Annotated in this window: 20 protein-coding genes; 5 read left to right on the top strand and 15 right to left on the bottom strand. The window is 66.9% G+C overall.

The window, feature by feature from the left end:
• Nucleotides 1-21 precede the first annotated feature (21 nt).
• The 4 genes from ACIBO2_RS44590 to ACIBO2_RS44575 form a co-directional block, all read right to left on the bottom strand.
• A complete protein-coding gene (locus ACIBO2_RS44590; RefSeq protein WP_358555006.1) occupies nt 22-1,020 on the bottom strand; it encodes a hypothetical protein in 999 nt (332 codons plus the stop codon).
• Nucleotides 1,017-2,510 carry a phenylacetate--CoA ligase family protein gene (locus ACIBO2_RS44585; RefSeq protein ID WP_397304195.1) on the bottom strand — a complete coding sequence of 498 codons (1,494 nt, stop codon included), beginning with the start codon at nt 2,508-2,510 and terminating at the stop codon, nt 1,017-1,019. The genes ACIBO2_RS44590 and ACIBO2_RS44585 overlap by 4 nt, the downstream gene beginning before the upstream one ends.
• A gap of 250 nt (nt 2,511-2,760) precedes the next feature.
• Nucleotides 2,761-3,954 (bottom strand): serine hydrolase domain-containing protein, encoded by a 1,194-nt coding sequence (locus ACIBO2_RS44580; RefSeq protein ID WP_397304194.1) that lies wholly within the window; start codon nt 3,952-3,954, stop codon nt 2,761-2,763.
• A gap of 40 nt (nt 3,955-3,994) precedes the next feature.
• Complete coding sequence (locus ACIBO2_RS44575; RefSeq protein ID WP_358555000.1) at nt 3,995-4,372, bottom strand: hypothetical protein; 378 nt, start codon at nt 4,370-4,372, stop codon at nt 3,995-3,997.
• A gap of 226 nt (nt 4,373-4,598) precedes the next feature.
• On the opposite strand from ACIBO2_RS44575, the gene ACIBO2_RS44570 reads away from it, so the two are divergent.
• The gene (locus tag ACIBO2_RS44570) at nt 4,599-4,988 is read left to right on the top strand and encodes a TraR/DksA family transcriptional regulator (RefSeq protein WP_397304193.1); all 390 of its coding nucleotides are present in this window, start codon (nt 4,599-4,601) and stop codon (nt 4,986-4,988) included.
• A gap of 15 nt (nt 4,989-5,003) precedes the next feature.
• Here ACIBO2_RS44570 and ACIBO2_RS44565 read toward each other — a convergent pair whose 3' ends face one another.
• Complete coding sequence (locus tag ACIBO2_RS44565; protein ID WP_358554997.1) at nt 5,004-6,374, bottom strand: hypothetical protein; 1,371 nt, start codon at nt 6,372-6,374, stop codon at nt 5,004-5,006.
• Between the two features lie 43 nt (nt 6,375-6,417).
• Here ACIBO2_RS44565 and ACIBO2_RS44560 point away from each other — a divergent pair, with 43 nt between their 5' ends.
• Nucleotides 6,418-6,993 carry a hypothetical protein gene (locus tag ACIBO2_RS44560; RefSeq protein ID WP_358554995.1) on the top strand — a complete coding sequence of 192 codons (576 nt, stop codon included), beginning with the start codon at nt 6,418-6,420 and terminating at the stop codon, nt 6,991-6,993.
• 47 nt (nt 6,994-7,040) lie between these two features.
• Nucleotides 7,041-7,646 (top strand): hypothetical protein, encoded by a 606-nt coding sequence (locus ACIBO2_RS44555; RefSeq protein WP_397304192.1) that lies wholly within the window; start codon nt 7,041-7,043, stop codon nt 7,644-7,646.
• A gap of 12 nt (nt 7,647-7,658) precedes the next feature.
• Here the strand turns inward: ACIBO2_RS44555 and ACIBO2_RS44550 are convergent, their stop codons facing one another.
• On the bottom strand, nt 7,659-8,246 hold the full coding sequence (locus ACIBO2_RS44550; protein ID WP_358554991.1) for an NAD(P)H-dependent oxidoreductase: 588 nt from the start codon (nt 8,244-8,246) through the stop codon (nt 7,659-7,661).
• Between the two features lie 85 nt (nt 8,247-8,331).
• Here ACIBO2_RS44550 and ACIBO2_RS44545 point away from each other — a divergent pair, with 85 nt between their 5' ends.
• On the top strand, nt 8,332-8,820 hold the full coding sequence (locus ACIBO2_RS44545; RefSeq protein WP_358554989.1) for a MarR family winged helix-turn-helix transcriptional regulator: 489 nt from the start codon (nt 8,332-8,334) through the stop codon (nt 8,818-8,820).
• Between the two features lie 177 nt (nt 8,821-8,997).
• Here ACIBO2_RS44545 and ACIBO2_RS44540 read toward each other — a convergent pair whose 3' ends face one another.
• The 6 genes from ACIBO2_RS44540 to ACIBO2_RS44515 form a co-directional block, all read right to left on the bottom strand.
• Entirely contained in the window at nt 8,998-11,037 is a 2,040-nt protein-coding gene (locus tag ACIBO2_RS44540; protein WP_358554986.1) for a cellulose binding domain-containing protein, read from the bottom strand.
• Nucleotides 11,038-11,303: 266 nt separating this feature from the next.
• A complete protein-coding gene (locus ACIBO2_RS44535; protein WP_358554983.1) occupies nt 11,304-12,557 on the bottom strand; it encodes a DUF4407 domain-containing protein in 1,254 nt (417 codons plus the stop codon).
• An 88-nt stretch (nt 12,558-12,645) separates the two neighbouring features.
• Nucleotides 12,646-13,659, bottom strand: coding sequence for a hypothetical protein (locus ACIBO2_RS44530; protein ID WP_358554980.1), 1,014 nt, complete (start codon nt 13,657-13,659; stop codon nt 12,646-12,648).
• Nucleotides 13,604-15,754, bottom strand: a complete 2,151-nt coding sequence (locus ACIBO2_RS44525; protein ID WP_397304191.1) for a hypothetical protein — start codon at nt 15,752-15,754, stop codon at nt 13,604-13,606. The genes ACIBO2_RS44530 and ACIBO2_RS44525 overlap by 56 nt, the downstream gene beginning before the upstream one ends.
• A 2-nt stretch (nt 15,755-15,756) precedes the next feature.
• Nucleotides 15,757-16,497: a hypothetical protein gene (locus ACIBO2_RS44520; protein WP_358554974.1), complete on the bottom strand. Its 741-nt coding sequence runs from the start codon at nt 16,495-16,497 to the stop codon at nt 15,757-15,759.
• A gap of 266 nt (nt 16,498-16,763) precedes the next feature.
• Nucleotides 16,764-17,459, bottom strand: a complete 696-nt coding sequence (locus ACIBO2_RS44515) for a Crp/Fnr family transcriptional regulator (RefSeq protein WP_397304190.1) — start codon at nt 17,457-17,459, stop codon at nt 16,764-16,766.
• 547 nt (nt 17,460-18,006) lie between these two features.
• Between ACIBO2_RS44515 and ACIBO2_RS44510 the strand changes: the two genes are divergently transcribed.
• Nucleotides 18,007-18,462: a Pycsar system effector family protein gene (locus tag ACIBO2_RS44510; RefSeq protein ID WP_397304189.1), complete on the top strand. Its 456-nt coding sequence runs from the start codon at nt 18,007-18,009 to the stop codon at nt 18,460-18,462.
• A 31-nt stretch (nt 18,463-18,493) separates the two neighbouring features.
• On the opposite strand, the gene ACIBO2_RS44505 is transcribed toward ACIBO2_RS44510, so the two are convergent.
• The 3 genes from ACIBO2_RS44505 to ACIBO2_RS44495 form a co-directional block, all read right to left on the bottom strand.
• Complete coding sequence (locus ACIBO2_RS44505; RefSeq protein ID WP_358554965.1) at nt 18,494-19,123, bottom strand: DUF899 family protein; 630 nt, start codon at nt 19,121-19,123, stop codon at nt 18,494-18,496.
• Nucleotides 19,124-19,217: 94 nt separating this feature from the next.
• On the bottom strand, nt 19,218-20,351 hold the full coding sequence (locus tag ACIBO2_RS44500) for a CU044_5270 family protein (protein WP_397304188.1): 1,134 nt from the start codon (nt 20,349-20,351) through the stop codon (nt 19,218-19,220).
• Entirely contained in the window at nt 20,348-20,869 is a 522-nt protein-coding gene (locus ACIBO2_RS44495) for an RNA polymerase sigma factor (RefSeq protein WP_397304187.1), read from the bottom strand. The genes ACIBO2_RS44500 and ACIBO2_RS44495 overlap by 4 nt, the downstream gene beginning before the upstream one ends.
• Between the last annotated feature and the right edge of the window lie 21 nt (nt 20,870-20,890).

Genomic DNA, 20,890 nt, shown 5'->3' with positions numbered 1-20,890 from the left:
TTCCCCGTACGACCGGCACGACTAGCTGCCTGTTCCCCGTACGACCGGCACGGCTGTGACGCCTGCCTGCCGCGCCGCCCGCCGGGCCGCACCCGGCCCGGCCCCCGTCGCGACGACGGCTCCTTCGTGCAGCGCCACCCAGGAGCGTGCGTCGGCGGGGAGATCCTCCAGCGCCCGGGCGAGCTCGACTCGCCCCGGTCCGGCGCGCAGGGCGCGAGCCCGCTCGCGGCGTCGCCAGAACAGGTGCTGTCCCACGATCAGCGGCCCCAGCGGCAGGAGCAAAGGTACGAACTCCAGCTCGGTGAACAGCACGGCGAGCGTCAGGCCCAGCAGCAACGTCCCCTCGACCACGGCGGCCCACCAGCCGGCGGTCCTGCCGTACGCCTTGGCCGCCACCAGCGGCCACACGGCCAGCATCAGGCAGTCACCGAGACCGGCCAGGCTCGACACCGGCCCGTAGCCGGTGGCGAGTATCGGGGCGAACGGCAACCCTTCGACCCGGGACACGAAATCAGCCGTCAGAGAGCTCACCCCCGTGGCAAGGGCGTCATAGACGGTCAGCGCACCGGCCAGCCCCGCCACGTGGGCGGCCCGCATCCCCGTCTGCGCCCACATGTTGGCGACCCCGACCGTGAGCAGGATCATCGTGAGGTCGTTGACGACGAGCACAGCCGTCGGCCATTGCGCGAAGTACGCGGCCACGTCCGCCGCGCACAGCAGGGCGGCCGCCAGCGCGGCGTTCCGGCCGCCCAGCACCGGCGACAGGACGAGTTGCGACACGGTGAAGACGACCACACCGAAGATGGTGACGATGACCCCGGTCGGCATGTGCATGTAGGCGAACGGCATGGCGATGAGCGCCACGACCATGATCCAGATATCGGTCCAGACGAACCTGCCGACCGGCGGGCGCGGCATCGTCACCCTGGCGAAGTAGAGCGCGGCGACACCCATGGTCAGCAGGATGAGCAGGTAGAGGACCAGTCCGCGCAGGACCGCCTCGGTCATCAGGCCGCTCATCGGACTCCCATCTCGGCGACCGCCTCCGCGGCCGCCCGCAGGGCCGACTTGCCCGTCCGGGCGGGCTCGGTGGCCGTGAAGTGCTCGAACGTGTGCTCCCGCAGGTCCGCGCGGACCCGGCAGAGGCCGGGAAGCGCGGCCGGATCATCGACCAGCTCAATGCCCCGCAGGGGAAGCCCCAGGTCGGCCGCGCGCTCCTCCAGCCGGGACACCAGCGCGCGGCTCACGTTGCCGGTCACGGCGTGCAACACCGGTCCCGACCGGGTCTCCTCCAGCACGTACCGCGTCGGGAGCGGGATCTCGCGCTCCGCCTGGAGGAGGTCGAGCACGTCGCGCGTGGTGACGGACGAGGGTGACAGCCGGCCGAGGACCCGCGAGGTCGCCGGTACGGCCGCCAGTTCGCAGGCAGGCTGCTCGCCCTCGGGCAGCACTTTGACGATGTCGCCGGTGACATAACGGAGCAGCAGGGTCGTGTCGCGGTACGTGGTGTACGGCGTCACCACCAGCACCCCGTGCGCCCCCGGAGCCGCCGGCTGGAACGTCTCGGGGTCGAGAACTTCGACGTGCCCCTGGTCGGTGGGGAGATGCAGGTGTCCCTGCCCGCAGACCTGCCCACCCACGGGGGCGATCTCCGTCATCGAGTAGCTGTCCAGGACGCGAGCCCCGAACATGGCCTCCGCCCGCTCCTTCAGCGCGTCGGTGAGGACCTCGCCACCGGAGTGGATCTCTTCGAGGCCGAAGTCCTTCGCGTCCCAGCCGCCCCGCTCGGCCTCCTGGACCAGTGCCGCGAGATACGAGGCCGTTGTGTTGAGGTGGGTCATCTGTGGCCGCTTGCCCGGAACGTGCAGCGGGACCGCCAACCGGTCCAGCGTGGCGCGGGGGTCCACGAGACCTACGTGGACGAAGGCCGCCCCGGTCATGGTCGCCGCCCGCTCGATGAGGATCTGGGCGATGGACCGCGAGGTGATGCAGTTGGCCCAGACATGTTCGGAGCGGAGTCCACCGGCGAGCATCAGCGCCAAGGCCGACATGCCCGACATCAGGTCGATCTCGTAGCGGGAGAACCAGACCATGGTCGGCACACCGGTCGTGCCCGTGGTCTGGGCGAGTACGGCCGGGCGGGCCCCGTCCGCGACGAACGCGGACGGCAGGTCACGCAGCGCGGCCTTCGTCGTCGGCTCGATCGAGGCCAGGGACTCCAGGGTGATGGACTCCGGGTCTATACCGTGCTGCTCGAACCACCGCCGGTAGTAGGGGGTGTCGCGGGCGGTCAACCGTACCGTCCGCCGGAGCCGGCGCGAGGCGAGGTCACGCTGCATCTCAGGGTCGGGCGCGGCCAGCATCTCGCCCGCGCCTTCACCGGGGGAGCCGAACTCCTCCAAGGTCGCGCGGAGGTCCTCGACCAGCGCGGTCACGTCCTTCACCCGGAACCGGCGGCCCGCCAGCATTGACCAGGCGTACCCCATCTGCCGGGCGGCTGTCCCGAACATCCTGTCCCATCCTTTGCGCGGTGGTCATGGAACACGACGGTCCCTGGGAGCGGCACGAAGCCGCTCCCAGGAGCCGTCAGGAGGGACCGAGCCTCAGCCGTTGAGGCTGAACACGGCGGTGGAGAGGGCGCTGACGACGTAGCGCGCGTAGAACCTGGCCGTCTTGACCATGACTTCTCCCTTCGTTCCTGCCCCGGTAAGGGCCAGGAACGACTGTCGTCGCGGGGCCTACACGATCGCTACACGGCCACTATCGGCGCAGGTCAGCGCTCTCCATCGCGCGCTGGACCGCGTCGAGGAGGGTGGCGGCTCTACGGTCAGGTGTTCCTTCCTGGATGCGGTTCATGATGTAGCCGAACGCGAGGCCGCTCGCCGGGTCGGCGAAGCCTAGCGATCCGCCCATACCGGGAAACCCGAAGGCGGTCGGGCGGTACCAGAAGGCGTCGGGTGTCGGCAGGCCGAAACCGGTGCCGATCCGGACGGGTACCCGAAGGATGCGGTCGACGCCACTGACCTGCTCCGCGGTCGCCGCCGCCAAGGTCTCGGAGGAGAGGACGCGCTGCCCGTCGACCTCGCCGATCAGCGCGGCGTAGAAGCGGGCCAGCGCGCGGGCCGTGCAGATGCCGTTGGTCGAGGGCATCTCGGCGGACTGCTCGTCGGGGTCGTTGTGGTCCAGCGCGGGCGTGATGATGGTCAACAGGGACCGCACGGTCAACGACGTCGGATCGGTATAAACCGCCATCACCTCGCGCATGGGCTCGGGAAGGGCGTCCAGGTCGATCCCGGCCAGCGCGTCCAGGTCGAGCGGGGTGGAGATGATCCGGCTGACCCGATGCCGCTCGGCTTTCGGCAGCCCGATCCACAGGTCCAGGCCGAGCGGTCCGGCGATCTCCTCGGCGAGGAACGTGCCGAGGCTGCGGCCACTCACCCGGCGGACGACCTCGCCGACCAGCCAGCCGTAGGTGTGCCCGTGGTAGCCGTGGTCGGTGCCCGGCTCCCAGGATGGGCGCTGGGCCGCCAGCGCGGTCACCATCGGGTCCCAGGCGATGGCTTCCGCCGGGGTGATCGGGTGGTCGATCGTGGGCAGTCCGGCTTGGTGGGTGAGCAGCCAGCGGACGGGGATGTGGTCTTTGCCGTTCGCCGCGAACTCCGGCCAGTAGTCGGCGACGGGTGCGTCGAGGTCCAGTTCGCCGCGCTGGGCCAGCAGATGCGCGCAGGCGGCGGTGATGCCCTTGGTGGTGGAATAGACGACTTGCAGGGTGTCGCGCTCCCAGGGACGGCCGGTCTCGGGATCGGCGATCCCGCCCCACAGGTCGACGACTTTCCGGCCGTGCAGGTAGACGGCCACCGCGGCGCCCACCTCCTGGCCGCCGGCCAGATTGGCGGCGAATGCCGTACGGACTTCTTCGAATCCTGGTGCGGTGCTGCCGCCGATTTCGGGCATGCGTCATCGCCTTCCGGTCTTGTGGTGTCGCCGGGACGTGCTAGTCGCGCCACTTCTCGATGAGCCAGGCGCAGACCTCCGGCTCGGTCATCTCGGGAAACTCTTCGGTGAACGCGAGGAGAGCGCGCAGTGCCTCGCCCCGCTCCAGGCCGCGCGCCGCCGCGTGCCTGAGGTACTCCTGACGTGCGGCGGAAGGACGACCCCCGCCCGCGCCACGGCCGGGCAGGCCGTTGCGCCACCGCACTATTTCCTCAAGTCGATCAGCCCGCCAGCCGGGAACCCCGTCGATCTCGACGTCGGGCTCGGGAAACGGATGAGTCGAATCGCTCGGATAGCGGGAGCGCCATTTGTGCACCGCGTGCCGGCTCACGCCCAGCGCTTCGGCGATGCCGATACCGCCGAGGTAGTGCTCGGTCATGATGCACCAACTTCTCTGTCCGGCCTCCTTCGTGGATCTCATGACTACCACGCCCGAGGTGGTGTCCCAGGCGCACCGAACGTTGTCTCCGTCGGAGACAACGATAGGCCGGTACGGGAAACATCGTCAACGGCGGAGACGAGGTTGGATCCGTCTACCTCCTGCCACTTGTGCCACAGGATGTGAGGCACCGCGCGTACCCTGGTAGTGAAGGTGAGGGACCGTGATGACCACACAACACCGGGACGCCGCGCTTTCCCCCTCGGAGCAGGCGACCATACGACAACTGCTCGACGCCGACCGTCAAAGGACCGAAACCCGCATCGCCGTGCTGGGCCATGACCGGGACGAGATGGTCCAGTCGGCGGCGCAGTCGGCCTCCGACGACGAGCACGACCCTGAGGGGACGTCCACCGCCTTCGAGCGGGCCCACGTTGAGGCCCTGCTCGACCAGGCCCAGACGCACCTCGTCGACCTGGACCTGGCCGTCGAGCGGCTGCACGACGGCACGTACGGGATCTGCGCGAAATGCGGGCAACGCATCGCCATCGAGCGCCTGATGATCCTGCCGGCCGCCAAGATGTGCGTCGGCTGCGCCGCCCACCACCGCCGCTGACCAGCGCCTGGTGGCTCAGGTCTTGCGTCTCCAGAGTTTGCCCGTCGCCAGATCGAAGTAATAGACGCGTTCGCTGGAGCCGCTGCGGACCAAGAAGGCGCCCTCTTTCGACCAGCCGAGGGCGACGTCAAGGAAGTCGTCGCCGGGGAATCTGAGAGGGACGCTGGCCAGTCGCTCGCCGGTCTCTGGGGCGAAGGTGTCGACCCGCGCCCCCTGGTCGGCGATGACCACGAAGCGACTGCCGTCCGCCCGGAGGTAGTAGCGGTCCTGGGGCTTCAGGGGAAGGCTCATCCGCGTCCGTCCCAGGTGATCGAGAACGAGCACCTGGGATTGCGTCGTCACCACGATCCCGTTCTCGTTGAGGTCGTGGACCTGCCGGGCGCCAGGGAGTGACACGGTGGTCCAGGTCTTGGTATCGGTGACCTGGGCGCCGTCCTTGGCCAGGGCGATGTACCTGCTCTGGCCGGCCCACGTCGCCGTGGGCACCGCCGTGTCCGGGAGAGCGGCGGTGAGGTAGTGAACGCCCTTGGCGTCCTGATAGACCATGCGTCGATCGTTTCTGTCCAGGTAGACGACGGCCTTCTTGTCAGAACTGCGCACGAACGGTGCCGCCTGGGGCGCGCCGCCTTTCCTGATGATGTACGGCGCGGCCTGCGGGAATGGCTGCTTGTTCACCAGCCACGTGCGGCAGGGCTGGTCCATTTGGTCGGTCCACGGACAGGTGGGTCTTTTGTATTCACTCACCGTCATGAACTCGGCCCGATAATCCGGGAACGACAAGGGCGGCGTGTATTCAGGCAGTTCACGCTGTAGCGGGTGACCAGGAGTGAGCAGCGTGGCCGAAAGCACGATCGCCGTTCCCGCCAGATAGAGGCTCCGCGTCGACCATTCGCGGATGGTCCGGTCCGTCTCGTCCGGTGCTTCGGGCCGGGCGCTCACTTTTCCAGCGGCACGGGGTACGGCCGCCGCCACGATAATCACGATGGCGGCATGGGCCAGCCGTGCCGGGGTGATGTCCTGGCTCGCCAGCAGATAACCGCCCGCCACTACGGCGCCACCCAGGCCGAGCAGCCATGTCGTTCGATACATGTTCGCGTCGTGGGCAGAGAGCGTTGGGGCCGGTAGTCGTACATCGCGAAAGACGGAAACGGCGCACCAGCCCAGCACCAGATAGAGCGGGTCATTGGTGAAACAGGCCAAGGGAACAGCCGGGACGAGGGCGATCAGCCGCCATCGGCGCAGGTCGGCGAAATGGTCGATGACCTGGCGGGCGTTGGCCGCCGTGACGGAAAGGCCCATCAGCGTGGCGAACCTGGTGAGCCGCTCCGATGTGACCGGTATGGCCGCCATCAGCACGGTGACCATGGCGACTACCCAGGAGATCATCGGAGGTACCGTCACGAAGTGCCACCATATATGGTGCTATATCGTGAGTTCGGATGATATATGGCGGCAATTTGGCATCGCTACGTGGCGTGCTCAGCGTTCGCGATTATCGGCTATGGTGGTCGGCGGCCTGACGCTGGTGATTGTCGCGGCGGCTCTGTGGGGAACCGGGTCGATAACTCCGCGTGTGCAGTGGAGTCTCGAGGCTTTGTTCCTCCACGCGGAGGTGGACCAGAATGGCGTCCTGTCGACGCCCGTGCATATCGAGCTGGAAAACGAGGGGATGGCCTCATTCGTTCTTACCGGCATCTCGGCCGAAATACCTGGGCTCCGCCTGCTACCTGCTGACCAGGAGAAAGGGGAGAGTTCCGTGGTCGCCGTGGAGGGCGATAACCGGCAAAGCGTGGAGAGGCGCATCGTCATCACTGACTGCGCGGCGGTGCCCCACGAGCCCCAGCCGATCCGCTTCACCTACCGAACCTGGCTGGGTCCGGGGTCAGCGGAGGTGATGGGCAACTCATGGGGGCTGCAAGGACTCAACGGAAGTGTCCCGGTCGCCTGGCAGAGAGGTCTCGCGGCCGAGGTCTGCGATGACGCGGTGAGTCCAGATTGGCCCTGACAGGTAGCTCATTCGTGGGCAACGGCCAGCCGGGAGGGTCGTGGGACATGCCTCCTCTCGCAAGGATCGCCACCGGTTTCGTCTTCACGTTCGGTGCCCTCCGTTTCAACGGGTTCGACCTGCTGTTCGACCCCGCCGGATGGTTAGTGTGCGCGTCCGGGCTGTCCAAGCTGCGGCGATCCCTCGACGACCCCTTCAGCCGGGCCAGGTCCTTGGCTGTCGCCATGGCCTGCGTCTCGTTCATCGCCATGATCGCGTCCGGTGAGCGCCCGAGCCGTAGCCTGGCTGTTTCCCCCATCACGTTCACGCAACTGATCGGAATCGCCAACACGCTCGGCGCCCTGCTCGCGGTCTGGCTGATCGCTGAGGCCATCATCAGACGGATCCGTCCCTGCGGGGACATTTCAGGGGCCGTCCTCCTCGACGTGCTGCGCTGGGCCGTGGCCGTTCTGGGAGTGCTCGGCATGCTGGCCGGGTACGGCTACGCCGACCTGGGACCGATCACGGCCATCGCCTGGTTCGCGACCGTCGTGGCCTTGATCGTCGTGCTCTACCGCTCGGCGCATTCGCCGTACCTCTCCCCGACATGGGAGGACCCTGTCCGTGAGAGCGCGGGGACCGCCGGTGAGGGGCGGCCCCCGGGCGCTGACTAGCGCGACTGGACCTCAGGCCGCCGCGCCCGTCTCCGACCTGGCCTCGCGCACTCCGCGCAACGCGTCGGCCCAGGCGATCACCTGGTCGAGCATGCCGCGGACCGAGGCGTCGAGACCCTCGCCGGGGACGAAAACGCCGGTCGCGAATGAGGGGAGCAGGGGGACGGCGGGTTGCGCGCGGACCGTGGCCACCTGGAGCTCGGCGAGCACGAGTCTGAGGGCCTCGGCGGCTCGGACCCCGGCAGCCCATCCGCCGTAGCTGACGATGCCGGCGGCCTTGTCGTTCCACTCCCGGTACACGTAGTCCAGCGCGTTCTTGAGTGCGCCGGGGAAGGAGTGGTTGTACTCCGGGACAAGGAAGACGAAGCCATCGAAACCGTCGATCAGTTCGGACCATTCGCGGGTGTGCGCGTGCTCGTACTGCTGGAGGTTCGGATTGCCGCCCTCGTCGAGGTTGCCGAGGCGGTGGTGCGCGAGATCGATCAGCTCGTAGTCGGCGCCACCGTGAGCGCGCGCCGTGTCGAGCACCCAGGAGGCGATCTGCTCGCCTCGGCGTCCGGGTCGGGTGCTGCCGAGGATGATGCCAATGCGGAGTGCCATGACGCCCTTTCGAGAGAGTTGACGCGTCAACTCTAAGACTGGCAGAGTTGACGCGTCAACTCGCTTGGTCGGTATGATTTCCGCCATGGCGGAGACCCGTACGCTGGAGCCCGAGGAGTGGGAGCTCTGGCACACCTGGATGCTCGCGCAACGCCTGCTTGCCCGGGAGTTCGAGCGTGGTCTGCAGCGCGACTGCGGCATCTCGAAGGCTGAGTTCAGCGTGCTGGTGACGCTGTGGAAGGCGCCCGGCCGCGAGATGCGCGTCGGCGAGCTCTCCGAGTCGCTCGCCTGGGAGAAGAGCCGCGTCTCGCACCAGCTGACCCGCATGGAGAACCGCGGCCTCGTGGAGCCGACCCAGAGCGGGGCCGGCGGCCGCCGCACCGGGATCGGGCTGACCGCCAAGGGCCGTGAGCTCGCAGAGAGTGCCATCCTCGGGCATGCCGGCAACATCCGCCGTTACTTCCTCGACTCGCTCACGGCCGAGCAGGCCGCGGTCATGCGGGCCTGGAGCGAGCAGGTAGTCGACCGCATCGAGCCGCGCCGCGGCGAGGCCGCCAGCGATCACGTTTTCTAGAGCGGGCCGGACGCTGCCCCTCGGAGGGAGTGTTCCTCCAAAGGCCCCCAGCCACCACGGACCGGCTTCTTCCCCCCCGGAGGGGGTTTCCCTCCAAGGGACCCTAGCCACCACGGACCGTCACAGGGATCGAGACGGCCCGTGGGACGAAGCACCGGGGGCCCTGGAGTCACCGCCCTAGCGGGTAGTGCAGACGGTTCCGTTGAGGGTGAAAACGCCCGGCAGGACGTTCGGCCCGCTGTAGTTGCCGACGAAGCCGATCGTGGTCGATGCCCCGGTCGCTAGCGAGCCGTTTCCGGGCTCGTTGACGGCCTTGACGTCCGGCCCGTTCTGCGTCCAGGTGGCGTTCCAGCCGCTGCCCAGGCTCTGCCATGTCCTGGGCCAGGTGAAGGCCAAGGTCCAGCCGTTCATCGGCGCGCCGTTGTTGGTGACGTCGATGGCGCCGACATAGCCGCTGGCCCAGTCGGTCTGGACGGTCAGCCGTACCGTGCATGAGCTCGAAGCGGGGGTGCCGGTGGTGAAGGTCAGCGGCGGGGAGGCCCACGAGACGCCGCCGCCGGTGTCGCGGGCGATCACGTTGAGCGTGTAGCGGGTGCCCGGCGTGAGGTTGCTCACCGTGAGCGAGGTTCCGGTGGTTTCGCCGAGTTGCTCGCTGATGGCGCCGTTCTGGCGGTGGAGCTCGTACTTGACGATCGGGCGGGCGCCGGGGGAGGCGGCGGGCCAGGAGATCGTGGCGGCCCGGTCCGTCACGTCGGCGGCGGTCGGCTGTCCCGGCGCACCCGGGCGGCCGGTCTGGGGCGTGGCGGGGTGCAGGACGACGGTGGTCATCGACAGCGGCGGCAGCGTCTGGCTGGTCGCGCTGCCCGCGGTCGAACCGGTGATGCTCGTGGCGCCGTTGGTGTGGGTCAGTACGGTCGGCGCCCCCGACGCCGGGCTGAAGCCGGAGTAGCCGATGGTCACGGGGTAGGACGTGTCGGACGACGTGTTGATCAACAGGACGGCCAGGTCGCCGTCGGGGCGGCGGGCGGCGTGCGCGGTGACCTTAGCCTGGCCGGTCGCGGCCCGGATGAACTGGTCGCCGGGGCGGGCGAACTTGCTCATCATCTGCAGGGCGTAGTAGGGCGCGAAGGGAGTGTTCAGCTGCGGCTCGCAGACGCTTCCGTCGGAGGTGCACGTACCGCTCGACAACAGGCCGAAGTCACCGTAATCGGTCTGTCCTTCGACCTGGGTGATGTTGCCGATGCCGTTGCGGACGTTCCACCAGTCCACCGTGAAGACCCCGTTCGCCAGGAGAGTCGCGTAGGCGTCGGCGGCGGCCAGCGCGCCGGGCTGGGTGGTGGTGCCGCCGCTGCTGGATCCCGTGTTGAACTCGGTCATGGCCATGCCGATCCGCTCGGAACCGGGCCCGGCGTACTTCGCGATCTGCTGGCGGGTTAGTTGGATCATGTCGGGGACGTGGGCGGCCTTGTCGAGGGCGCCGGGGTACCAGTGCAGGATCACGAAGTCGATCTTCGGTCCGGCGATCGAGAGGACGGTCTTGTTCCAGGTGCCGTCGTCGCCGTCGGCGACTATGGCATCAGGCCAGTTGGCGGCCGTGGTCAGCACCGCGCCGATCTTGATGGTGGGGTCGACCGCCTTCATGGCGTCCGCGTACGTCACGACATGGCGGGCATACTCGGCCGGACTCTTGTCGGCATGATCGTCCGCCTCCCAGGCGGAGCCGTAGTGCCCGTTGCCGTAGTTCTCGTTGCCGATCTCCCAGTATTTGACGCCATAGCCCTTGGTGATATTGGCCTGACGTACCCAGGCCGCGGCCTCGTCGGCGGTGCCGGTGCCGTAGTTGGCGGTCACCATCGCCTGCGCCCCGGTGCGGCGCACACCACTCATGAAGGTGTCGAAGTCGGTGTTGGGCGCCACATAGCCGCCGGGGGCGGTGTGAGTGGCCCAGTGGTAGATGTCCGAATAGGAGCCGCCGGGATAGCGCAGCAGCTTCACCCCGGCATCCTTGAGCAGGTCGGCGGTCGCGTTGGTGCCCAGGTTGGTGTCCCAGATGGCATGGTTGGTGCCGATGCCGGTCTCCGGGACGGTGGCAAGCGCGGCGCGGGCGTTGACGGTCACCGCGACCGGGGTGACCTCGTCGGCGTGCGCCGCGGGGACGTTCAGGGCGGTCAGCGTCAGCAGGACAGCGGACGCGGCTCGTAATGCGAATCTCGGCATCGGTGCACCTCGCCATGGGTAGCGGCATTCACTCGACGCCCCCTCCTGCCAGGCGGCAACATGATCATGGGGTGTGGCGTCATGCCCGTCAACCAACGGTGAAACTTTCACGCCGACCGGCCGCCGACCCGCGGATCCGCCCCTCACCATCGGCAGCGCACCCGTCACCCCCGCCAGGAGCAGCCCCACGCCTCAGTCCGGTCAACGAGGTCCTTGGCGTGAGACCGACGCCCCCATGCCTGTGACCGCCTACCGCTTCGTAGGCGTCAGTTGGGCCGGGGATGGGCTCCGTTGCGCTGCTCGCCCAGGGTCGTGCGCCGCAGTTCATGCGTACGCATATTGATCATCTCCTCGATCCTGTTGCGCGCGGCGACATCGGTCGCCTTGCGCTCCACATCGATGTCCTGGCGGCGTTTGCGGCGTTGCTCGGCGGCCGCGTAGGCGTCCAGTTCGAGCTCGTCAATCGTCGCTTCTGCCGTGGATCGCACCCGATGTGCGTGGACCTCCTCCCGGCGGCGGTTCTCCTCGCCGACCATGCGGTCGTACGCGGTCGTACCACCCATGAGTTTCACGAGCACGGGAAGGCAGTCGATCATGATCAGGAACAGCCGAAAGAGCCAACTCGCCGTCGCCAGGTAAGCGTTGTCCTGAGTCAGCTCATGCAGTGCCTTCAACCGTTCGAGCAGCCCTACCGGGTCGCTCGCTGTGGGCAACTGGGCGAGCCTCTCCTGGATCTTGGCGTCGACCGCTTTCTGGTAGTCCGTCTCCTTGAGCGCGAGCGGGCCTCGAAGTTGAGAGATCTGGGCTCGAAGTGCGTGCAGGGTTTTCGTGTTCTCGGTAATGCGACTGCTGATGAAGAACTGATGCGCGTCCTTCTCCCGCTGTCGACATAGTGGCCCTTTTCCTTTCCTGCCGCTCAGCCCGCGGCCTGGCTCACCTGCGCATTCGTCGTTCGCCTTGTCGACCAGCTTGCCATGGCGCCCGTTCGCCGCGTCGACGCGTTTCTCCAACCGCGCGGCCTCTTTCTCCATGTTGGCGAGACGGGCCGCGTCTGCTTCCGTCGTGGTGGCGAGAAGCCGGCTGCCGCCACAGTCCTGCCGTTCGGGGGTGGCGGGCGGACGCGGGTTGCACTCCACCCACTGAGCTACCCGGGCGTTCCGGATGTCCTCACGCTGGTCCTTGACGTGCTGAACCACCGCTGTCTCGAACACCCGGAGCACGATGGGCTCGGCGATGATGGCACCCATCACCATCGCGACGAGCAGGCGTGGCACCAACATGAGGAGCCGGCGTTGCCACATGCCCGTGACCGTTGAGACCAGCCACCTATCCAGGTTGAGCACGACCAGGGCCCAGATCATGACTGGAATGATCAGAAGTACGTGGGAGTCACCAAGCACCTGGCTGAGCGCGAACCACATGGACATGCCGGCCATGACGGCCGTCCCGAGCACCACGCCGCCCACACCGGTATAGCGGGTGCGTTCCAGTGGCACCTGTGACAGGAGATGCTCATCCACGCCTGCGAGCACTCGAAGTCGACGGCCCAGGTCGGCCTGTCGCCATTTCCCCACGACCGAGGACGCCCATCGGGACGTACGTGACGCCTCAGTCATCCAGGTCTTCCAACCCGATAGACCGCGGACCGTCCTCGCCACGCGCATGCCGGCTTTCGCCGAGGGCGCGGCGCTCCTCTGTCTCCGATGAATCGATGAACGGCTCAACGCCGGTCACCGCTTTCATCATCTGGTTGATGAGCCTCTGGGAATCGATGGGAAGGAAGTCCAGCGCGCCGTCGGGCAATTGGCGGAGCAGGTCGGACAGGGACTTCATCCGTTGTTCTTGAATCTCTCGGGCGACGCTCACGGCGTCACCCATCAAGAGTTGCTCGCGGCTGACGCTGAGCGCGGTGACAGCCTCCACCCCGCGCTGGAAGATGTTTTCGATCCGCGCCACGTCACGGTTCTCGATGGCCCACAGGAGTTCTTTGCTCTCCCCTTCCCACTGGAGCTTCTTCAGGCTCTTGCCATGGACGATGACATCGTTGGGCATGAACAACTCGACATGGGCGAGGTCCACCTCCATGCCGTCTATCGTCGGTGGGTAGAACTCGAGATAAGCCTGCACCCTGGCGGCGACTTCTGGGGCCAGGGCGTGCGTGTCCTCGATAGGGCGCGTCGCGCCGAGTTGCATCAGCTTCGCGTCTTTGCGCAGGTGGCCGGCTAAGATTTCGGCGACGTCCTGAACGTGATCCGCCACGACCGTCTCCGGATTGGTCACCCGGCACTTGAAGTTCGCTCTGACGATGAACCGGTAGCCAAGGTCGCGGGAGGGAAGCTGCACCTCGACGTGCACCGAACGGGTGCGTACGTCGACAACGGCCACGGAGACCGCCTCCACGACCGCCTCCTCGGAGCCCTTGAGGTGACGACGTTCCATGAATGCGCGATGACCGCCATGGACCTCGAAAACAAGGACGGCTCCCGCGGGTGTCGCGGGCAATTGGCTCGTGTCCCTGCGAGTGAAGAATCCCCAGGACCGTTGCGCCGGGGGCAGAGGTTGTTCGTCAATGATCGGATATGGGATGGCCATCAGTGCCACCGCCTCCTGTTCGTGTGCCATGGGGTCGGCCTCGTTCGCCACTCGTCTTCAGCACCGCCAGGACGAGTTCACGGGTCCGGATAGAGTCCTCCGGGTTTTCACGTACGGCGGCTCCCGCTCGCTCGATCGCCTGACTGATCAGCGTCGCGGCGTCCGGGGGCAGGGCCGACCACACGGCCTCACCCAGGGCGGTAGCGGCCGGTATCGCTCCATCCCGACCCTTAAGAGCGCGCAGAGCGCGATAAAGGGCTCGGATCGCATCACGTCGGTAGTAGGCGCTGTGCAGGGTCCAGGCCCACAGAACGCCCAGCGGCTTGGCGCTCTCCGGCTCGGACATGAGCAACCACGCCGCCAGGGAATCGTCGTCTGCTTCGAGACGATCACACGAGAGGACGGCGAGTGCGGCGGCAAGGGCCGTACGCGCACGACCCGGCTCGATAGGGCTCCGCAGATCCAGGTCGACATGCCGGGCGAGCAGGCGTAGAGGCTGGAGTGCACCGTCCTCCCGCTCGGCCGCGCCCTGGAAGAGCAGAACAAGGGCACGCCGGGCGACCACCCGGATTCTGATCGCACGCAGCGACAGGAACCACAGCCAGTCGACGCTGTCGGCAGGGTAGCGGATGGACAGCCCTCCGGCGAAGGCCAGCGCGGCGGTCATGGCACGGGGCTGCCCGGCATCCATGACCCAGCTCAAGGCCGTGTTGAGAGCGATCGGCGCCAGTGCGTCGTCCGCGCACATCATCGACAGGAGCAGGGCTGCGGTGAGCTGTTCTGAAGCACCGCCTCCGGCCCAGGGCTCGAGGAATGATTCCCGAACTTCCTGCGAGTTGGCGGCGGCCAGCAGTGAGAGGCCCGCTGCCGCCTGCGTTCGTACCTCTGCCAGATCGTCGGCCAGGCCGCGGATCCACAGTCGAAGAGGCTCCCAGAGGTCGTAGCCATAGAGTCGCAGGAGTTCGTTGATGACCTGCTCTCGGTGTTGCGAGCCTCGGAAGACGATCCTGCGCTCTCCCGCCGATGGGCCAGGTACGCGCTCCACAGTGATCAGGGGGTGATCGCCGCCCCACCGCGCCCTATTTTGCGGAAGAGTGTCGTCATAAGCCCGTTTCTCCGGCTCTCTGCCCCGTAACTTGACCTCCTCCGCTATCCGTTCGAGATCGACAAGGAGGCGTTCGAATACGCGCTCGGGCACTCCGTACGCAAACGCGAGGGCAGCGACCACAAGGACCTCAGAGCGCTTGGGCTTGTCGCCGAACCACTTGGTCACCTCGTTGCCTGTGAGGTCGGCGAGCACGTCGGTCGGGGATTGCCCGCCGAGCGCGATCTGCCGCGCGAGCGCCGCGATCCGGCGAGGTGTCCGCAGTTCGATGGCCTGCCTGCGGACTTCGGCGATCTCATCGGTGACGGCGATGCCGTTGAGGTAGGCATCGAACAGCTTCAGCGGATCGGGCGTCCGCCACCCGACATGGAAGCCCTCCAAGCCGGAGAGCTCCTGGCCTCGGTTAAGCGTGATCACCAGATGTGCTTGAGCCTGTTCGAGTTTCCGGCTGAGCGTCTCGAACTCGAACCGCTGGAGTGTCGCCGCACCGGCGTCCGCGACCCAGCCCTGAATGACGTAGCCACGACCTTCCCGGAAGGCCGTCTTGGCGGCTAGTTCGTCGAGGGTGCGAGCCGGAGACAGGACAGTGATCTTGGCGTTTCGCTGTTTCACCCTGTTCAGGAGTGCGATCGCACTGATCCATTTGCCGCTTTCCTCGCGGCCCACAAGCACGACCACCCGATGCCCGCACAGGTCAAGCAGGGCCTTCTCGAAGCACTCAGGCGCGACGAAACACTCAAGGGCCATCTCGATGTCCACGAGGTCGAGCGTGCCGGTCATCGAGTGTGTGGATCGACGTGCGCCGATGCCGAAAATGGAGTGGGAGCCGTCGACCTGATCGAAGAAGTTGTTGATGACGGTGGCGTTCTGGCCGAGGGCCCCCTCGTCGAAGCTGCCTTCCTCTCCTGGCGATTCGTTGTCGCCTTGCCCTTCCTGCTTCGCCTCCTCCGGGTCGGGCTCTGGACCGTCCGGCGCCGCTTCGTCCGCGGGCTGTCCCTCGGGTTGTGGTGTTTCTGGCATTACTACTTCCTGCTCACGCCGAAAATCGCCTGACGGGCGTCGACCGGGCCGTAGAGGTTGGTGATGGCCTCGGCGTTCTGCGAGATCGCTCCGATGAGATGATCTGCTGTATGGGCGTTTGTCGTGGGTTCCGTAGTTGTAGATAGGAAGTCCAGATCTGCGGGAGTCATACCTGGCACCCGGACCCACGCGGACGCGTCGTACTCCTTCTCTTGGACCTTCACCTCGCGGAACTCGGATGCCGCGTAGGAAGTATGTCCGTTCCTTACGATGTCCTCGAAGACGCGCTGGGAGAGAATTAGAACGAGATTCACATCTGACTTCTCGTCAAGGATTCGCTTGAGCGGACCCCATGAAAGAAGTCGGCTTACCTCGACGACGGCCTGTCCGGCGTACCCGTTCGCGGCCGGATAAGCCGAGCCGAAGGCGACAGCCACCCGCAGCCGCAGCCGGGCTTCGGGGGGCAGGTCTCGATTGTGGTCGCTGAGCTGTTTCTCCAGCTCCCTGACGTATTGGTCGACGACCAGCGCATCGGGCTCGCCGTCAGGCAGCACCGCGAGCTCGCCGTCGCCGCCTGGCTGACGTACCCATGTGTCGCGGTGGAGACCCGCCAGCTCGGCCGCTGCCTGGTGGATGTTGACGAACTGGGCTTGCATGGTTTCGTGACGCTTGTCATTGCCGCGCCCGTACCCCTTGAGATCGCTCGACACCACAAGTGCGCGTCCGAAATCACCTGTGTCCATTGATTATAAGCGCCTTCCTTGGCTCTGCTTCGGGATCAACAGTATGGGGGATGATGCGACGCCAGATTCACTACTAATAGGGGATGCAGGGTCCAGGGTTCGCAGTCTGGTCACAAAAGGGTATCTATCCCGGCGGTCCTAGATCTGTCCGCCTGCGAGGGTGCCGCCGATACCCGCCACCGTAATAAAGTTCCAGAATTCCGTTCGATATGCAGCTGGGTGGAAAAGTCCTGACAATTGTGTATAAAGCGGCAATCGGTGCGGCCTCAGTTTCCGTGCTGCAGGGCGCGGAGCTGATCCGGATCCGTGATGATCAGCTGCCGGTAGCCTGTTCGCAGCACGCCGCTCTCCTTGAGCGCCCGCATCGACTTACTGACAGCGGCATCTCGTGCTCCGATCAGCCGTCCCAACTCCTGTTGGGACAGACTGACGCCCAACTCGAGCCCAGCCGCGGTCTCGATCCCATGGCGCCTGGCGAGTTCGCCGATGACCCGCGCGAGCCGAACGGTGACATCGAAGGCGGCGAAGTCCAGTCGTCGCTGATTGGACCACTCAAGCCGGTCCGCGATCATGGCGGCGAGCGCCGCGCCAAGGTGCGGATTGCGGCCAAGGAAGCCCAGGAAGGTGTTTGCCGAGATGCGGAAGGCCAGGGTTGGGGTGCAGAGCGTCACCGTGGCGGAGCGTTCGGCTCCACGCAAGACGCCCATCTCTCCCACGAGGTCGCCGCTGACCCGGATGCTGAGAAGCGTCTCGACCCCTGTGCCGAGGTTCGCCGTCACTTTCGCACATGCGGACGTTCCCGGCCGGACGGAACGCAGAAGGTACACGCGATCAGAGCGGGGGTCGCCCTGGCGAAGGAGAACTTCGCCCGCTTCGAAGCGCTGTGGTTCGCCCAGGGCGAGGAAGTCAGCCTTGGCCTGTTGATCGAACGCCGCCATCAGGGTTCCTTTGGGCCACAGCATGCGCCCGCCTCCCTACGCTGAAGGCGACCATCTGTTGATCGCGACGGGATCATGAACTCTTCCCATGGCCGATCGCGGTGACCGGCCCATCGAAGCCGTGTTGAGGTGCGCAAAGGACCATATGAAGTTGACGATATGAGATTACGGACGCATTCGCTTACGGGTTGGTGCGGAGGTGCGCGACCAAGCGGTGGACCGATCTACGGCTTTACTGTTGGTGTATGGGTATCTTGCAGCGGCCTCATACGGCTGGCGGCGATCGCCTCCCGATTGAGGTGGGATGCGCGATAATCTCGAGACCTGACCTCGGGAACCTGTATGTGGTTGCTGGTGCCGCGCTTCGAGCCGGCTTCAGCCGTGCGAGATGGAATCCACGGAATTCGTGGCCGATGCTTGCTTGTGGATGGGTGAAGTGATCTCAATTAAGAGAGGCGCTGCGAAGCGGGTATCCCTGCCTGGTGCTCCCAGCGCGCCGTCCAGCGTCCCAACAGGGCCGCGAGCAGGTTGTACCGATGACGCATGGAAGGCCCTCTCGCTCACCATCGATATGATCAAACATGCGGAGACCAAGGCGGGGTTCACGCTCGCCGCTTCAGGAGCCACCGGCGGCGTCATATATACGCTGATCAGAAGTGCTGAACGACCGAGCACGGTGTTCGCGATCGCTGCCGCGACCTGCGCATTCTTGGTGGTAGGCGCCGCCTGCTTCGGTGGACTGGCTTTGTTGCCCCGCCGCCGTGCCAACCCGGAGCCCATCAGCCTCCTCTACTACCACCACATCGCCACGCGATATCACGCCCGGCCAGACGCCTACGTTGGCGAGTTGGGCGCATTGGTGAAAGATGCCGATGCTCTCGTTGCTGCCATATCCGAGCAGGTTTGGGCGAATGCCCAGGTTGCCCGTCAGAAGTACCGCTGGAGTGGTCTCGGGATAAAGGCGCTGCTTGCGTCGCTGGCGGCCCTTGGGATCACGGCCTCCATCGCCGTGCTGCAGAGCGCCTGAGCCGACGGTCCTGATCAGTCGGCACGGCCTTCTACCCGTACGTGGGGTGCTGCGGCCAGCCGGGTGGGGAGTCCTCCCAGTCCTCCTGCCGCCCGTAGGGGGTGAGGTCGAGGATGCTGTTGGCGAAGACGAGCCGGTCCACGCCCCGGGAGCCGGTGGAATACGTCTGATAGACGTCCTCGCCGTCGCGCAGGTACACACTGAGCAGGAAGCCGCCACCCGCGCCGCTGTCATCCGCGAACGACGTGCCGTGCGAGGAGACGAACGGCAGCGTCCAGCCCATCCGCGCCTTGTACGCCTCGATCTGGGCGAGCGGCATGTTGGACACGGTGACCCAGGTGACTTCACTGTCGCCCAGGCGGGCCAGCCCGGTCGACGGGACGTTGTTCGTGAACCCGGTGCAGCCCGGGCAGTAGTCGTCCGGCCCGTTGTCCATGAACTGGTAGACGACCAGCTGCCGGCGGCCCTCGAACAGGTCGAGCAGGGTCTTCGTCCCGGCAGGAGTGTCGAACGGGTAGTCGTTGGCGAACTTCACCATGGGGAGGCGGCGCCGCTGCGCGGCGAGCGCGTCCAGCGTACGGGTGGCTTCCTTCTCGGCCTTGAGCAGGTCATCGCGGGCCCGCTGCCACTCCTCGGCCGAAACGGCCTTCGGTTTCTCCATGCGTCGATTGTTCCCCGTGGCACCGACAGAATCCGGCCGCCTCCGGATGCTGACCGCCCCCACCCGGCGGGCAGGGGCGGTCATGGCGGCGGAGTCAGGAGGATGGCTTGCGGTCGGTCCAGCCGGCTTCCAGTACGGCCTGCGAGTTCCACACTGTGCCGGGTTCGAAGGCGCTCTGGAGACCACCGGACTTCACCACGACATTCTCGTTCGCCAGGCCCCGCCCGGTCGTCTGGTCGAAGATCAGCCGGTTCTCCAAGACGCCGGAGCCCTTGGTGCGCTCCTTGACCGCCACGGCGGTGCCCTGGCGGCCCTCCGCGTCCGTGACGTTCTCGATGACGTCGACGGTGTCGAGGTCGGCGAGCATCCGGAAGGCGGCGCCGCGTACCTGGGGTGTGACCGGCATGTCGATGATCAACCCTATGCTCACGGTGAAGAGCCAGGGGTCGGCCGACATCGGGTCGCTGCTGGACTCGGTGCTGTGCCCCTCGTACGAGCGCAGCAGCCACGCCTTGAGCTTGGCCGGGTCGGAGGGTAGGCCACGCAGGTCCTTCATGGTGACGTTCCGGCCGAGCCAGAACACTTTGTCCCCGTCGACCAGGGGAGTGTGGTCGGTGAACTTCTTTCGGGGAGAGGTCGTGAGGGTCATCGGGCGTGGCTTGCCCGGCACCTTGACCGGGATCTCGGCCGGGGAGCCGGCCTGCTTCCATGCCTCCTCGTCCGCGGCGGTGACCGGTCGCGCGCCGAGCGGCTTGATGCTGCCCCACTGGTCTCCACCGGTGGCGTTGGGGGTCCAACCCTCCTCCCGCTGACAGTCCATGACCCGGTAGCCGGCGCCTTCGACCGCGAACAGGGTCCGCCGCATGGACACGGTGTGCCAGTAGGCGCCCGTCCCGGCGGGCTGGCGGGCCGCTTTCGCGGCGGCGGTCAGCAGGATGTCCCGAGCCGAGAGCTTCACCTTGGGGGTGGACGACGTGGCCGTCGTCCGGGCCGGAACGGGCGCCTGCGCCGTCATGCCTCCAGTGCTGGAGACCACGACGGCTACGGCGGTCGCGGCCGCGCCGATGAGGCTGAGGCCCCATACCGGCCGTACGTTTCTACGCCTGCGCCGCGCCGGCCGCGGCCGGGACATGGCGTGCGAGAGCTCCGCGGCCCTGGTGCGTTCGTCGACCGGCGCGTCGCCGAGGTGCGCGGGCCGGGCCGCCCGTAGTTCGTCGATGGGGTTCATGACCACTCCTCACTGAGGTTCTTCACCCGGAGCCGGGACCGTCCCGTCGGTTCCATCGCCTGCTTGAGCCGCTTGCGGGCCCGATGCAGCCGTACGCGGAAAGCGGCCGCCGAGCAGCCGACGACAAGGGCCGCGTCCTTGGGGGACAGGCCCTGCCAGGCGATGAGGATGAGGATCTCCCGGTCGTCCTCTGGCAGCTCGGCCAGCGCGCGCAGTACGCCGAGCCGCTCGGTCACCTGGTCGGCCACGTCGCCCTCGGTCCAGGCCCGCAGCTCCGCGTTCAGCGCCTCCCGCCGGGTCTCCGCGCGGATGTTGTCGCGCAGGACGTTCCGCGCGACTCCGAGCAGCCAGGGCAGGGCCGGCTCCGGTACGTCGTCCAGCCGCCGCCAGGCGACCGCGAACGTCTCGCTCACCACCTCGTCAGCCACCTGCCGGCCCGCGCGACTGACTACGTACGCCCACACGCGTTGTCGGCATTCGTCATACATGCTGGTGAACCGGTGCGAATCATCCGTCACCGCCTCAGCCCCTTAAATTCC

Source organism: Nonomuraea sp. NPDC050022 (assembly GCF_044460705.1).
GTDB lineage: Bacteria > Actinomycetota > Actinomycetes > Streptosporangiales > Streptosporangiaceae > Nonomuraea.
This window is presented reverse-complemented; position numbering and strand designations above follow the sequence as displayed.